This window comes from Pseudoalteromonas sp. MTN2-4, assembly GCF_042848605.1.
In the GTDB taxonomy this organism is placed as follows: domain Bacteria; phylum Pseudomonadota; class Gammaproteobacteria; order Enterobacterales; family Alteromonadaceae; genus Pseudoalteromonas.
On the sequence record NZ_BTGK01000003.1, the window covers coordinates 115,227 to 130,432 of the forward strand.

12 protein-coding genes are annotated in these 15,206 nt (G+C 38.8%); 9 read left to right on the plus strand and 3 right to left on the minus strand.

What is annotated here, in order from left to right:
* Window positions 1-43 precede the first annotated feature (43 nt).
* The 5 genes from ACGHEH_RS09400 (at window position 44) to ACGHEH_RS09420 (ending at window position 7,395) form a co-directional block, all read left to right on the plus strand.
* Window positions 44-3,031, plus strand: a complete 2,988-nt coding sequence (locus ACGHEH_RS09400; protein WP_390444418.1) for a TonB-dependent receptor domain-containing protein — start codon at window positions 44-46, stop codon at window positions 3,029-3,031.
* Window positions 3,032-3,129: 98 nt separating this feature from the next.
* A complete protein-coding gene (locus ACGHEH_RS09405; protein ID WP_390444421.1) occupies window positions 3,130-4,155 on the plus strand; it encodes a proline racemase family protein in 1,026 nt (341 codons plus the stop codon).
* Window positions 4,156-4,323: 168 nt separating this feature from the next.
* Entirely contained in the window at window positions 4,324-5,334 is a 1,011-nt protein-coding gene (locus ACGHEH_RS09410; protein WP_390444424.1) for an ArsJ-associated glyceraldehyde-3-phosphate dehydrogenase, read from the plus strand.
* A gap of 5 nt (window positions 5,335-5,339) precedes the next feature.
* On the plus strand, window positions 5,340-6,533 hold the full coding sequence (gene arsJ / locus ACGHEH_RS09415; RefSeq protein ID WP_390444427.1) for an organoarsenical effux MFS transporter ArsJ: 1,194 nt from the start codon (window positions 5,340-5,342) through the stop codon (window positions 6,531-6,533).
* A 106-nt stretch (window positions 6,534-6,639) separates the two neighbouring features.
* On the plus strand, window positions 6,640-7,395 hold the full coding sequence (locus ACGHEH_RS09420) for a substrate-binding periplasmic protein (protein ID WP_390444429.1): 756 nt from the start codon (window positions 6,640-6,642) through the stop codon (window positions 7,393-7,395).
* A gap of 36 nt (window positions 7,396-7,431) precedes the next feature.
* Here ACGHEH_RS09420 and ACGHEH_RS09425 read toward each other — a convergent pair whose 3' ends face one another.
* Window positions 7,432-7,953 carry an NADPH-dependent FMN reductase gene (locus tag ACGHEH_RS09425; protein WP_390444432.1) on the minus strand — a complete coding sequence of 174 codons (522 nt, stop codon included), beginning with the start codon at window positions 7,951-7,953 and terminating at the stop codon, window positions 7,432-7,434.
* A gap of 125 nt (window positions 7,954-8,078) precedes the next feature.
* Here ACGHEH_RS09425 and ACGHEH_RS09430 point away from each other — a divergent pair, with 125 nt between their 5' ends.
* Window positions 8,079-8,969 carry a LysR family transcriptional regulator gene (locus tag ACGHEH_RS09430; RefSeq protein ID WP_390444435.1) on the plus strand — a complete coding sequence of 297 codons (891 nt, stop codon included), beginning with the start codon at window positions 8,079-8,081 and terminating at the stop codon, window positions 8,967-8,969.
* 28 nt (window positions 8,970-8,997) lie between these two features.
* On the opposite strand, the gene ACGHEH_RS09435 is transcribed toward ACGHEH_RS09430, so the two are convergent.
* Window positions 8,998-9,648 carry an outer membrane beta-barrel protein gene (locus ACGHEH_RS09435; protein ID WP_390444437.1) on the minus strand — a complete coding sequence of 217 codons (651 nt, stop codon included), beginning with the start codon at window positions 9,646-9,648 and terminating at the stop codon, window positions 8,998-9,000.
* Between the two features lie 103 nt (window positions 9,649-9,751).
* A complete protein-coding gene (locus ACGHEH_RS09440; protein ID WP_390444440.1) occupies window positions 9,752-11,086 on the minus strand; it encodes a serine hydrolase domain-containing protein in 1,335 nt (444 codons plus the stop codon).
* 141 nt (window positions 11,087-11,227) lie between these two features.
* Here ACGHEH_RS09440 and ACGHEH_RS09445 point away from each other — a divergent pair, with 141 nt between their 5' ends.
* From ACGHEH_RS09445 to ACGHEH_RS09455, 3 genes are all read left to right on the plus strand, one after another.
* Complete coding sequence (locus ACGHEH_RS09445; RefSeq protein ID WP_390444442.1) at window positions 11,228-12,811, plus strand: winged helix-turn-helix domain-containing protein; 1,584 nt, start codon at window positions 11,228-11,230, stop codon at window positions 12,809-12,811.
* A 246-nt stretch (window positions 12,812-13,057) separates the two neighbouring features.
* Complete coding sequence (locus tag ACGHEH_RS09450; protein WP_390444445.1) at window positions 13,058-14,488, plus strand: S41 family peptidase; 1,431 nt, start codon at window positions 13,058-13,060, stop codon at window positions 14,486-14,488.
* Complete coding sequence (locus tag ACGHEH_RS09455) at window positions 14,485-15,174, plus strand: response regulator transcription factor (RefSeq protein ID WP_390444446.1); 690 nt, start codon at window positions 14,485-14,487, stop codon at window positions 15,172-15,174. The genes ACGHEH_RS09450 and ACGHEH_RS09455 overlap by 4 nt, the downstream gene beginning before the upstream one ends.
* Window positions 15,175-15,206: the final 32 nt, after the last annotated feature.

Sequence of the window (15,206 nt, forward strand, 5' to 3'; positions counted from 1 at the left end):
CGTCATTATGAAAAACGCAAAACTCACAGGAGTAGGACAACTCATGAAGTACAATAATAAAAAAGGTAACTATCTAAGAAAAAGCCTTGCAGCGACTGCAATTGCTGCAGCATTAAGTTGGCACGCGCCAACGTTAGCTGTAGACGGTAGTAGTATTGTTAAGGGTCATATCGAAGCAAGTACGGGCTCTGATATTATTGGTGCAACTTTGACTTTCAAACACAAAACCAAAGGTTTGAAATACACAGTGACAACCAATGCCGAAGGTGAGTACTTGTTACGTAATGTCCCTGTCGGTACTTACGACGTAACAATCGTAAAAGATGGTTATCAAAGTGTACTACAAGAAAATGTAAACGTTACCATTGGTCAATCAATGATCATTGATGCACAAATGTCTCAAGCTGGTCAAAATATTGAGCGTATCGCTGTAACAGGTGCTTCGATTCGTCGAGTAGATTTAAGCAACTCGACATCAGGTGTGACATTTAGTGATGAAGAATTAAACATGATGCCCGTAAATACGGGGTTTGAAAGTATTGCACTTCTTGCTCCGGGTACGTCTGCGCCAGGTGGTAGCAGTTTTAATGGTGCATCAAGCTTTGGCGGTGCATCATCAGCAGAAAATGGCTACTACTTCAATGGTTTAAATGTTGCTTCAATCAAAACAGGCCTAGGCTCAATTCGCTTACCTTGGGAAGCGATTTCTCAAACACAAATTAAAACAGGTGGTGTAAGCCCTGAGTTTGGTGGTGCGATGGGTGGTATCGTAAATGCGGTATCAAAATCAGGTGATAATGATTTTGATTTTGGTGCAGAAGTGCGCTGGGATCCATCAAGTCTAGAATCACATCATGATTCCATTTATCAAAGTAACGGCACTATATCAACAAATAACCAACGTGATAAATATGACTTTAAAGAGTTTCAAGTATGGGCCTCAGGCGCTTTAGTTGAAGATAAACTTTTTGCTTATGCGTTATTTTCACCACGTCGTTCTGATAGTGAGGGCGCAGGACAAACAACCTTCAGCTCGACGTCAACAGAAGAAGACCGTTGGTTTACTAAGTTAGACTGGTTCATTAATGAAGATCATTCATTTGGTTTCTCAGCGATGAATAACAAGCGTACTTGGGATACAACTAATTTTGTCTATGACTGGCAAACGAATGTCATTGGCGATCAAAAAGGGGTTGCTGCACCGGGTGAAGATGGTGGTAAAGTTTTCAGTGTTAACTATAACGGTTACTTAACAGATACTATGTCGGTTTCTGCTGTAGTTGGTCAGGTTACTGAGAATGTTGAAAATGTGGTTGCATCTACTGATCCCGGTGTCTGGGATTCTCGAAATGGGTGGACAACATTAAGCCAACACACAACATCAACAGTATCTGAAGAGAAATACGTGCGTGAACAAGCACGTGTTGATTTCACTTTGGACTTAGATGAGCACGCTTTACAGTTTGGTATTGACTATAACAAAGTAAAAGTAAAATTTAGCTCAGGTCAAAATGGTATCGGCGACGGTATGGGCTGGTGGGAAATCAAAAACGCAGGTGTTGATGATATCTCAGGCGCGGCAGAAGGTGACTCTTTCATCGAACGACGTGTTAGAACACGTGATGTAGATTCTGATTCAACTTCAATTGCGTTTTATATTAATGATACTTGGCAAGCAACTGACAATTTAGTGCTTAATTTAGGTCTACGTTATAGTGAGTTTGAAAACACGGTAACAGACGGTAGAGCATACGTTGATATGAAAGACCAGATCTCGCCTCGTCTTCAAGCAATCTATGACTTACACGGTGATGGTACAGCTAAAGTATTCGCAACATTTGGCCGTTATTACCAACCGGTTTCTGCAAACATGAATATTACGCAAGGCTCTGCGTCAGTTGAATGGTTCGAATACCATGAAATGGGCGATGTAAATGCAGATGGTACGCCGGTATTGTTAGCTGATGGTTCACCAAGTCGTGGCGATATGTTACGTGACCGTCGCTGGCGTCAACGTGGTATTACTGAACCTGGTCTAATTGCATCTTCAAGCTTGAAACCTATGTACTCAGATGAGATCACAATCGGTTATCAGCAAGAGATTTTTGACACTATGTCAGCGGGTGTACGCTTTGTTCACCGTGATTTGGGTCGAAGCGTAGAAGATACTGACGTAGGTCCGGTATTAGCTAAGAAACTTGAAGAAATGGGTATTACAGATAATGTGGGTCAAGGGTCATATTATGTGTTGAACAACCCAGGTGAAGCGATCGAAATGTCTTATGACTTTGATGGTGATGGTACAGTTGATGTAATTAATTTATCTGCTGAAGAGCTAGCTTTACCTGCCGCAGTACGAAAATACACAGCGGTTGAGTTTACTTTAGATGGCAACGTGACGGATGACTTAAGACTTAATGCATCTTACACTTGGTCTAAAAACTACGGTAACACTGAAGGCTTAGTTAAAACTGATAATAACCAAGCGGATCCAGGTTGGACGACTTCATACGATTATGCTGACCTAATGGACCATGGCTACGGTAACTTGCCAAATGACCACCGTCATGCATTCAAGTTTTCTGGTTCGTACAATATTACGGATAACCTAATTGCGGGTTTAGTTGCTCGAACTACATCGGGTCGTCCACAAAGCTACTTCTCTGTACACCCTAAAAATGTAGATAGTTGTGCAGAAGGTAACCCATGGGATGCATGTATCAGTCGATACTATGATCATGCTTCACACTATGACGAAAATGGCAACCCGGCGCCTCGTGGTAGTGCAGGCACACTACCATGGGTAACGAATGTTGACCTTTCGATGTCATATTTCACAGAGCTAATGGGTAATGAAGTATCTCTGAAAGCAACCGTTTATAACTTACTAAATGCTGATAGTGCATTAAACATCAACGAAGAGCGTACTCGTTATGGTGATGATGGTATTGAGTTAAACCCAGACTACGGCATGGTAACTGGTCGTCAAGCGGCTCGCTATGTTTCCCTGACTGCACGTATGGTTTTCTAATCTCCCTGAAAATACCCGTGCGCGCTGAGTGAAGTACCTAGGCTCAGCATTCACCCAATGCCAAGCTTGCTTGGCATTTTTCGATCTAAGGAAGTTTCATGTCAGATTTTATAAAACAATTAGAAACACTAAACATCCAGTCTGGGATACAAATAAAGTGCATTGATATGCATACAGGTGGTGAACCGCTTAGAGTAATTAAAAGCGGGTTCGCACATCTGAAAGGCAAGCGTATCGTCGATAAACGGCTTGAATGTCTTGAGCATCAAGATCATTTACGAACAGCTATTATGGGAGAGCCAAGAGGTCACTCGGATATGTATGGTGCTTTAATTACAGAGAGTGAAAGAGCAGACAGTGACTTTGGTGTGTTATTCCTTCACAACGAAGGGTATAGCACTATGTGCGGTCATGCCATCATTGCACTGTCTACATTGGCTGAAAAAGCAGGCCATTTCAAAGACAAAGATGAACTCAAAATTGACTCTCCAGCAGGGCAGGTAACTGCCTATTATAATAATGGGCAGGCGTATTTTGATAATGTTGCCAGTTTTGTAGTGAAACTCGATCACCAAATTAATCATCCTGCTCTTGGGTCTTTTTCAACTGATGTCGCCTTCGGTGGTGCCTATTATGCTTTCGTAGACGCAGACAAGCTTGATATCTCGCTGTCAAAAGCAAATGCTGCAAAATTATCTGAGCTTGGTGAAGATATTAAAGCGTTAGTCAACGACTCTTTAGCGCTCTCACACCCAGAAGATGAAAGTTTGAGTTTTTTATATGGTGTGATTTTTTACTCGTCATCTCAAACAAAAGACAAAGAAAGCCATAGCAAACATGTATGTATATTTGCTGATGGTGAGCTTGATAGAAGCCCAACAGGCACAGGTGTTAGCGCAAGAGCTGCAATACTTCATGCTAGAGAGCAAATAAAAGCGGGTGACAAAATTACCATTGAAAGTATCGTAGATAGTAGCTTTGATGTAACAATCCAAAAAGAGTCACAATTTCATGGTTATAACGCTGTAATACCACGAGTATTTGGCACAGCATATATAACTGCATTTTCTAACTTCGTTTTAGAAGACTCAGATCCATTCAAATATGGTTTTTTTCTAAAATAACCCACTCTAATCACCCAGAACGAAAATTAAACTTGAATATATGGAAAATCGAATATATGATTTTCCATATATTTTGAAGGTGACACGTTTTTCTTCAAATTTAGTAACCACATTTTCAAGAAAGTTGACCATAATCGATGTGTCTTCGTTTAATTTCTGGGAGTTAACATGAGTATAAAAGTTGGAATTAATGGCTTTGGCCGTATGGGTCGCTTAACTATGCGTGCCTTATATGACACTACAGGTATTGAGATAATACAGATCAATGACCCAGCAGGTAATGCTGAAACACTGGCGCATCTGATGAATTTTGACTCGGTGCATGGTCGTTGGAGCCATGAAGTGGATTTTGCTGACGATACAATGGTTATCAATGGTCATACTATTTCAGTTACTCAAAATAACATGATAGAAGCGTCTGATTGGTCAAACTGTGATTTGGTGATTGAAGCCTCTGGAGTGATGAAGACCAAAGCTAAACTTCAAGCTTATTTTGATCAAGGTGTAAAACAGGTCGTCGTAACTGCGCCTGTCAAAGAAGACGGTGTACTGAACGTGGTTTATGGCGTAAACCATGATTTATTTGATGTTGAAAAGCACAATATTGTGACTGCAGCGTCATGTACAACGAACTGTTTAGCGCCACCTATTAAAGTATTACAAGAAAAAATTGGTATTGTGCACGGTTCAATGACAACTATTCACGATATCACCAATACTCAAACCATTCTTGATGCGCCACACAAAGACCTTCGTCGTGCAAGAGCGTGTGGTATGAGCTTGATCCCAACCACAACGGGCTCTGCTACTGCAATAACACATATTTTTCCTGAATTGAAAGGTAAACTAAACGGTCATGCTGTTCGTGTTCCTTTGGCAAATGCATCAATCACAGATTGTGTATTTGAAGTAAGTCGTGCGACTACTGCTGAAGAAATCAATGAATGGATGAAAGAAGCGGCTGAAGGTGAGCTAAAAGACATTCTAGGTTTTGAGACTCGTCCACTTGTGTCAATTGACTATAAAACAGATCCAAGAAGCAGCGTGGTTGATGCGCAATCAACCATGGTCGTGAATGGTACGCAAGTCAAAATGTACTTGTGGTATGACAATGAGTGGGGTTATGCAAATCGTACTGCAGATCTAGTTCGCTATGTTATTGAGCAAAAATGGGGATAATCCAGATGTTGTCCAAACTTTCGGATGACATAAAACAATATTTACTTATCACCAGTAATTATTGGGCGTTCACATTAACAGATGGGGCGCTCAGAATGCTGGTGGTGTTGTATTTCCACCAGCTTGGCTATAGTGCGCTTGAAGTCGCCATGTTGTTTTTGTTTTATGAATTCTTTGGGGTTGTGACTAACTTAGTCGGTGGCTGGCTAGGTGCGCGACTTGGTTTGAATAAAACTATGAATTTAGGCTTATCAATTCAAATCTTCGCATTGGTCATGCTTGCTATTAACCCAGAGTGGTTGAGTGTTGTTTATGTCATGTGCGCTCAGGCATTATCTGGCATTGCAAAAGATCTCAATAAAATGAGCGCCAAAAGTGCCATTAAAAAATTGGTACCTGAAGACGCCGATGGTGTTTTGTACAAGTGGGTGGCTATTTTAACTGGCTCTAAAAATGCGCTAAAAGGTGTCGGTTTCTTTCTAGGCGGCTTGCTTCTGACCTTGTTTGGTTTTCAAGGCGCATTATGGTTAATGGCTGGTATGCTCACGCTTGTTTGGCTATTAAGCCTGTGGCGTTTAAAAGCAGACTTAGGCAAAAAGAAAGCGAAGCCTAAATTCACCGAAATGTTTTCAAAAAGCCCGCAAATCAATCGTCTTTCAGCTGCGAGGTTATTTTTATTTGCAGCTAGAGATGTATGGTTTGTAGTTGCGCTACCAGTTTATTTTGTTAGTGAACTAAATTGGCAAAGCAGCACTGTAGGCTCGTTTATGGCTGTTTGGGTCATTTTATATGGCTTAGTGCAAGCTAACGCGCCCAAAGTAACTGGCCGAGATATGGCGTTAACACAAAGTAAGCAATCAGCGCTGTCATGGGTGACAACCCTTGCGATAATTCCGGCAATGATAGTATTGGGTTTAGATTCAAGTTTCTCTCCCGAGGTCATCCTTGTCAGTGGTTTACTCATCTTTGGCGCTGTATTTGCTATTAACTCGTCATTACATAGCTATCTTATTGTGAGGTGTGCAGATAGTGACGGCGTATCAATGGATGTGGGCTTTTATTATATGGCCAATGCAGCAGGGCGCTTAACTGGTACTGTATTGTCTGGTGTTATGTATCAATATTATGGCTTTAGCGCCTGCTTATTGGTTTCGTCAGTTATGTTAGGCATTGCTATAGTGTTAACTAAACGACTTTAATCTCTTTGTCTAAAACCCAGAAACTTAGATTCTGGGTTTAACTTCCACTTTTTATCCATAATTATCAACTACAGTTAATTTAGGTTTGATAATGATTGGTGTCACATTGAAACAGCTTATAACCGTCTATATATTTTCCTTACTGACTTTATTTTCAAGTTTTCTTGCTTCATCGAAACAAATCACTTTGTCTGTTGGAGAGTGGCCGCCTTATATGGGCAGTGATTTACCAAATAACGGTGCTATTGCAGAGATAATTACCGAGGCATTTGCAGATATCGGGTATCAAGTTTCCTTTGAATTTTACCCGTGGGCGAGAGCGATGGAGCAAGCGCAATTAGGCAGAGTTGATGGTACCGGCCTATGGCTTAAAACTGAATCTAGAGAAAGTGAATTTTATTTTTCTGAGCCAGTATTAGAAGAAAAGCATGTATTTTTTTACAACAGAACAAATAAACCGAAACTAGATAGCTTTGAAGCATTAAAGTCGTATAGCTATGTTGGCCTTGAAGATTTCAGTTATGGCATCGACCTAGATAACATTATTCGAGCGAAACAAATCAACATACAAAGAGTGTCTAATGATGAGCAAGCATTTGGCATGTTGTTAAAAAACAGAGTATCAATTTACCCACAAGAAATGGCGGTTGGCTTCTATTTGTTGCGTCAGCATTTTTCAGAGCAAGAAGTGAAAAACATAGGGCATATTGAACAGCCGTTCATGCGGAAAAACAGCCACATCATTTTATCGAAAGCAGATAAGAATAATGCCGGTATTCTGAAGATTTTTGATGAAGCTTTACTTAGAATGAAACAATCAGGTAGTTATGATCAACTTTTTTCTAAAGTGATTAAATTTTAAATATGAGCTGTGTTTATACACAGCTCATAGAAGATTTTAAACCAAAGCAGTGATAGTTTTGATTTGGTCTACAAGCTCTTGGTTTGTTAACTGACCGGTTTCTAAGTCGAAATTATCATAGAAACTCGGTACAGAAAGTGAGCCTTTTACATCCATCGCAAAAAACTGAGATGAACCAACTGCAGAAGCGAGTACACTTTGCGCACCACCAGGGCCTGGTGAAGTCGCTAACAAAATAACTGGTTTACCTTGGTAAACTTTCATATCAATACGTGATGTCCAATCAAAAATGTTTTTGTAGGCAGCAGTATAAGAACCATTGTGCTCAGCAAAAGAAATAACAATGGCATCAGCTTCGCCAATTTTTTTGAAAAAAGTTTGTGCTTGTTCTGGAATACCTGATTCATTTTCACGATCTGAGCTGTAGATTGGCATTTCAAAATCGTTTAAATCTAATAATTCAACGTCTGCGTTTTCAATTTGATTTGCCGTGTACTGCGCCAACTGTTTGTTAATTGATTGACGGCTGCTACTTGCTGCAAATGCTAATACTTTCATGATTTCTTCCTCATTTATTAAGTGATGAGTCTTAAATTCATTGCTCGACTCGATGAAATATAGTCTATATTATCTTTATTTAGTTATTAATCCCTTATTTGTGTTTTCACTATTTCCATATGACTATGAATAAGCTGTTTGAAGGAATAGAAATTTTTGTTGAAGTGGTTAAGCGAGGAAGCTTTGCAAGTGCCGCGCAGCAATTGGGCCATTCTAATTCTCATATTTCTAAAGAAATGAATAAGCTTGAATCAAGACTCGGTGTAAGGCTGTTAAATAGAACCACACGTTCTTTGGCGCTCACACCTGAAGGTGAGGCTTATTATCAGCAATGCATTCAACTAATAAGTGATGCACAAGATGCCTTTAACCTAGTAACACAGGGAGATGATACGCCTAAAGGCAATTTAAAGTTAAGTTGCCCAATTGGGCTATACCGCTCCCATATCCAGTCTATATTGGTGAAGTTTTTAAAGCTTTATCCAAATGTGACGCTTGATTTAGATTTGAGTGATAAACGGGTCGATTTGGTTGCAGATGGTTTTGATCTTGTGATCAGAGCTACGCCTGCGTTAGATGAATCTAGCCTAATTTGCAAAAAGATTTACGCCTGCCCAACTTATGTTGTTGCATCCAAATCTTATCTTGCACAATTTGGTCACCCTCATCACCCCAGAGAGCTATATAATCACCATTGTATAGGTTACAGTAATCATAAGAACCCAGATAAATGGACATTTACGGCAGTTGATGGCGAGCAATTTACCGTTGATGTGAAACTCAAAGCACTTTGTAATAATGGCGACGCTGAAACAGCACTGGTCGAGGCGGGCATAGGGATCACACGTTTACCTGAATTTTATTTATCGGGTGGTATTGCATCAGGCAACTTACAGATCCTTTTCGCAGAATATAAGCAACCAACAGTGAATGTTTACGCGGTTTACCCAAGTAGAAAGCACCTGTCTTCTAAAGTCAGGCGCTTTATTGATATGTTGAGTAATGAGCTTAAATAATGTTTTAAACTCTTACTTAAGACTTAGATTAGAAGTTAATGCCAACAAAAATTGCAAAGTTGCTTACATCATAGTCTATGTTTACTTTTTCTGAAAATTCACCATCTTTTTCAGTTTTGTCCGACGCCATATTAGTAATAGAGTATTCTAAACCAAGATAGATGTTATCAGAAGCTAAGTATTTAAATCCGAAACCATAGTAAAGATCATTACCATCTTCGCTATCTTTTTCAACTTCACCAGGATAGTAACTATCAGTACTTTCAGCTTTTAAATCCCATGCAGCAATACCTACTCGGCCATTGATAAAAAATTTATCGTTGATTGGCCATTGAGCATTTACACCTAGGGTGGTTGATGAGCTCTTAACTTTGTTATTGATGGTGTCATTAAATTCGTCAATAAAGGTATGATCTGTTTCGCCGAACTGATTATGGCCAAGTTCAACACTAAAGTTAGATGTAAATTGATAGCCTAATCTAACGCCAAAAGAGGTCGTATTTAAACTCGGTTGCTTATAACTTGCTTCGCCAGAATAATAAGGGCTTGAAACCTTATAATTTGATTCGAGTTCATGTTTTGCATTACCAAGTAGAATGTCTGTGTAAATGCTATTATCTGCAAATGTTGATGGTGATAAGAAAAGAGCAGAAGTAAGAGCAAAAGCTATTTTACGCATTATCGTCCTTTTTACGTTTAATTTTTTATGTTATTGATTGGCCCCAATATGGGTTCGGGGATTATAATTAAAATTAATGAAATGTACACCGAAAATGATAAGACTAAAGTGACCTTATCCTTTTTAATGCCTGTTTAGCACGAGTTGATTCTGGATTGAGATAAGCATTTAGCGTTAAAAAGGCAATAGCAGATTGTTGTTCGTTAGCATCAACGAGCTCATATGCAAATCTGATTAATTGAGGCTCACTAAACCCTTCGTGTTCTGCTATCAATGTTTTATACCAAGTGATTGATGTAGAAGTTCCATGATCTATGATCATTTTATAGAGTTGTTGTGAAAGTCTTAATTCAGGCTGTTCATAGTCTTTGTCATAGATAATACTCAGAATTTTTTCGGTGATTGGTGTCATTGGCGCACCACCCGTATTATCAAGCAATACAACTAAAATGTCGTCTTCAAACACTCGACTAATATTGGCATTAAAGCCAGGGATCATACCGCCATGATGTACTCGAGTGAGAGGTTTACCGAATTGCTCTTTTGGGTAGTTTTCAACCAACCAACCTGCAGCATAGTTTCTATGCTCAGTGACTTGATATAAAACTTTGGTTAACGGTTTAGATAAGATTTTGTTTTCGGCTAAGCCTCGATCCCAAAGATACAAATCCATGGCCGTTGAATACATACTGCCCGCAGAAAAGGGCACTGACATGTCTATAAAGCTTGCGTGTTCTAAACGATTTAATAGTCGTTCATAACCAGTCACTCGATTGTTTAGTACAGAATGTTGTTGGTTAAATCCAGAGTTATTCATATTAAGCGGTTTTAGGATTTGCTGTGTTAAAACTTCGCTATAAGATTTACCTGTTACTTGTTCGATGACTTTACCTAAAATTGTATAACCCGCATTGCTATATCTGAATTGAGTGCCTGGCTCGAAGTTTAAATCCTCACTACAAAACTTTGAGATAAACTCGTCAAGCGTGAAAGGGTTCCTTGCTTCAACAGCTTTGTAGCCATCAAGGTGAAAGAAATTGCCAAGGCCCGATGTGTGATTGAGTAACTGTCTAATTGTAATTTTCGAGCCAGTATCTGCTCTGTAGCCTGGATAGTATTCGATTAACTTTTCATCCAGCTTTAGCTTTTTTTGCTCAACAAGTTGAAGTATCAACATGGCTGTAAACTGCTTAGTTATTGAGGCGATTTTGAATTTACCTTCAACAGTATGATTAATGTCCCATTCAAAGTTGGCTTTTCCATAACCTTTTTTCAAGAGCACTTTCCCTTTATGGCTGATTAACGCGACACCATTAAATTGCTCTAATTGGTGATATTGAGTCAGTAGCTTGTCAATTTTTTTGCTCTTTATTTGATTTGCAACGCTTAAAAATGAAGTAAAAAATATAAATAAAAAAAGAATCTTAGTACGCATCATGCTTTTCCTAAATTAAACATGCATTTAATTTAACGACATTCAAACTAATTGAAGAGTGAATTAAAGTGAGTTAGGGTGACGCAAAGTGACAAGATAACTTATCTAATAATAAGAAAAAGTTAAGTATATTTAAGGAATGGGATGTCAGTTTATAGAGTCGGAAAAAACCTAACTTTAAACCTTGATGAGCGAAAATTATTTAAAGGTTCTATAGAGGTTTTTTTGCCTGAGTTATCGTATCGATTATTGGTGTGTTTGGCTGAACGCGCGCCGAATGTCGTTTCTCATGACATACTCTTGGATTATGTATGGCAGGGGAAAATCGTCTCAGAAGACACCATTAAAAAACGTGTATCTCGCCTTAGGGAAGTTTTGGCAGTCGAAAAAGAACAAGATCCTATTATCGCAGAACGAGGGCTAGGATATCGTTTAAATTTATCAGTTAAGCTTTTTGAACATACAGTTAGCCAACTAGAAGAACAACAAAATCCACCAAAACTTGTAAGTCCTCAAGTTCATTTTTCTATTAGGCACCGTGTCATGCTTAGTGGATTAGTCATCTTTGGGATTGCTTTAGGTGTTTTTAAGCAAACAGAATCAAGTAAGATACAGCAACCAGTACAAGCAAATATAAGTCTATCATCTCACGATGCATCGATTGAGCTAGATGTGTCTCGATTTATGGGGTTACAAGACAGCTCAAAAATAGATAGTGCGATTAGCGAGCTAGAAAACTCAATCAAACACGCCAGCAATAAAGTCGCTATTTTCTCAATATTAAGCGAATTGTATTTAACTAAACATAAGTTACATGGCGCCAATCAAGACGATTTAATACAAGCCTATCAATTTGCATTAAAGGCAATTAACGCTTCGAACAGCCAACCATGGCCTTATGTTGCGCTTGGGAATGTGCAGATTGAGCAGGGGAAATATAAAAACGCCATTGAAAGCGCCAGTAAAGCTATTTCACTTTCGCCTAAATGGGTGAACGCGCATGCCGTCAAATCTAGTGCACTGAATCACCGTGGTGATATTTCAGGGGCGTGGAATGCTATTCAAATTGCGCATAAACTACAACCAGACAATCCGCTTGTACAAAAGATACGGGTTCAGGTTTTATTAAATAAAAACATGTTTAGTTGGAGTGAACGTCATTTAGACTCATTGATAGCGTCTTCTCCTCAAGATGCGTTTTATTCACTGACTCAAGCTGAGTATTTCTTGGAAATTAAGCATCATGAAAAAGCAGAAAAAACCTTAACTGAATTACTGACCTTAAAGCCAAACTTTATTGAAGGGCATTTACTCATGGCAAGTGCTTTAGACTTACAAGGAAAAATAGATAAGTCACTGTTTCATTTAGAGCGGGTTGCTATTAGCCAAAGTAAATATGCAAATCTAGCGAAGTTGTTCGCCAATTTGGTTGACGGTAAAAATAGAATTGTGAATGGCAAAACTTCAGAAGGTGATAGATACTCCAACCAATTTATCGCTTCGCTCATCGCGTTAAATAACAAAGATCCTGAGCAATTTTTACATTTAGTGGAGAAAGCCGTACAAAGCGGGTTTTCTAAAGAGTATTTTTTAGATTCCAATATTATTTATACTTCCTTAGAGCAACAAGTGCATAATGATAAGCAACTCAAAGACTTCCAAGCCCTTAAAACAAACTTGTTTAATATCAAGCAAGCACGACGAGTAAAGCGGGTGCCTATCCTGTAGCTGAAATTAATCATTCGCATTTCACGACAAAACCTTCACAAACGCTTTGCTAACTTTGCGATACCAATCCTCTTAATTAAGTGATCTATTTTGAGGCAAAGAAAACTTGTCGATAGCAAGGCGAAAATTTAGCTATTTAGTTGTTCTAAAGAAGATATTTTTAACGAAGCTAGCGACAGTTTTAGTCCCTCAAAATGATTGAGTATTATTGAGGATTGGTATGAGATACCGCAAAGGAGCAAAGCGATGTTCAAACAAATTCTTAAATCACTTAATAAATCACTGATGTTGGCGTGTGTACTACCCGTGTTAGTTGCCTGCCAAGGTAGCCATTTAGAGATAATGCCTGAGTTGTCGGATGAAACCTTGCTGACAGAACATTTATCTGTTGAGCAAATGCATCAAGATATTGATGCTTTATTACAAGGTGCATTGGAGCGTCACCCAAATCTTGAACAGTACACTCAAATCTCAGAGCTAAAAAGCTTCACTGAAGTGCTCAAGTCGCAAATTACTCGGCCTTTAATGCGAACCGAGTTTTATAGAATAGTGGGACAACTCAGCCATAAGTTTAATGATGGGCATGCATTTTTGATTTGGCCGTATCAAGAATATAACTTGCTTAAAGAGCAAGGTGCGAAACCTTTTCCTTTTGAAGTATTTATCAATTCACAGCAAGAGCTATATATACAACATGACTATCAATCAGGTAGTGAAAGGGTTGTAGGCGAAAGTGAAATTTTGTCGATTAATGGTATTTCAACAAAAGACCTTGTAAAAGACTTGCAAAAATATACAGGTGGTGAAAGTCAGCTTCTTCGTGAAAAAGTCGTGGCAGCGAGATTCCCCGTTAACTTATGGGCTGTATACGGTTTTATTAACGAATTTAAACTTGAAATAGAATCTGATGGGAGAACTAAAACATTAGAGATAACTCAAGCCCAAGATTGGCAACAGACAGCAAATGCTATTTCAGGAAAAACAAATCAAGATCTTTATTTTAAAGAGTTAGAAGAAGGTATCGGTTTATTATATTTAGATCACTTTGATATAAAACCAAGTGAGTTTGAAGATTTTGTTGATGAAAGCTTTAAGAAAATTAATGCGTCAAACATTCACTCTCTTATTATTGATATTAGAAACAACCCCGGCGGTAATACGGATACCGTTGCTTATTTAAGCCGCTACCTTGCAAATAAACCATTTAGATTGATCTCAGCGCTGCAAGAAAAACTCAACAAAGACAACCGTGGTTGGTTTCATTATAAAGGTGAAGTAGGGGAAATTCTCGACACGGATTGGGATGATTGGGAAGCGCCAATGAGTGACGATATCAGATTTACTGGTAAGGTTTATTTACTGACAGGCGCTATTAGTTATTCAGCTGCCATCGTATTCGCAACGACCTTAAAAGATAATGGCTTTGCAACCTTAGTCGGTCAGCCAACACAAGGTTTTGCCAATCAATCAGGGCAGGGAAATTTATTCAATTTACCTCATTCAGAATTGAGAGCCTATATTACGACTCGCTTGTTAGTTAGACCGAGTGGGGAGTTGATTCAACAAGGTGTTCAACCACATTATGAGATTGAGCCAGGCAATAGTATCACGCAAAACATGGATGATAAGACCATTGCGGCCACACTAGAATTAATTCGACAAAAGACAGTTAAATGAAAGTAGAAAAATGCCATATTTTATTGGTTGAAGATAATCAGCAATTAGCAGAGCAGCTGAGTAATTTCCTTATGCAAAAAGGCATGGTCGTTGACTATGCCTGTAATGGTCAACTAGCGACTAACTTACTTGAGTCTGAGCATTTTGATGTTGTGATATTAGATTTAACCTTACCAGACATTGATGGACTAAATCTTTGTCGTTTTATCAAATTAGAGCTTACGACGAATATTCCTGTATTGATGCTCACCGCAAGAGACAGTATTGAAGAAAAACTAGATGGCTTTTCACACGGCACAGACGATTACCTAACAAAACCTTACGTGTTAGAGGAGGTTTATGTTCGGTGTTTGGCACTCGCTAGAAGGCATCAATTACATAAGTCTCAGAAGGCATGTATTGGTGATTTAGAAATAGACTTTCATCAAAAAACAGTTCAGCGCGGCGGTCAGAACATAAAACTCTCAAAAACTGATTTCTTATTGCTTAAATTGCTTGCTGAAGCATACCCGAACGCGTTGAGTAAACGCCAATTGATTGAAAAAGTATGGGGGGATGATATGCCTGATACCGATGCCGTTCGCAGTCATATATATACGCTTCGCAACGCCATAGATAAACCGTTTGAGTACCAGATGATAAAAACGGTTCACGGAATTGGTTTTAAAATTGTTGTGCCTGAGTAATGCGTGTCTAAAAAAAGAGCATTTTAATTAGA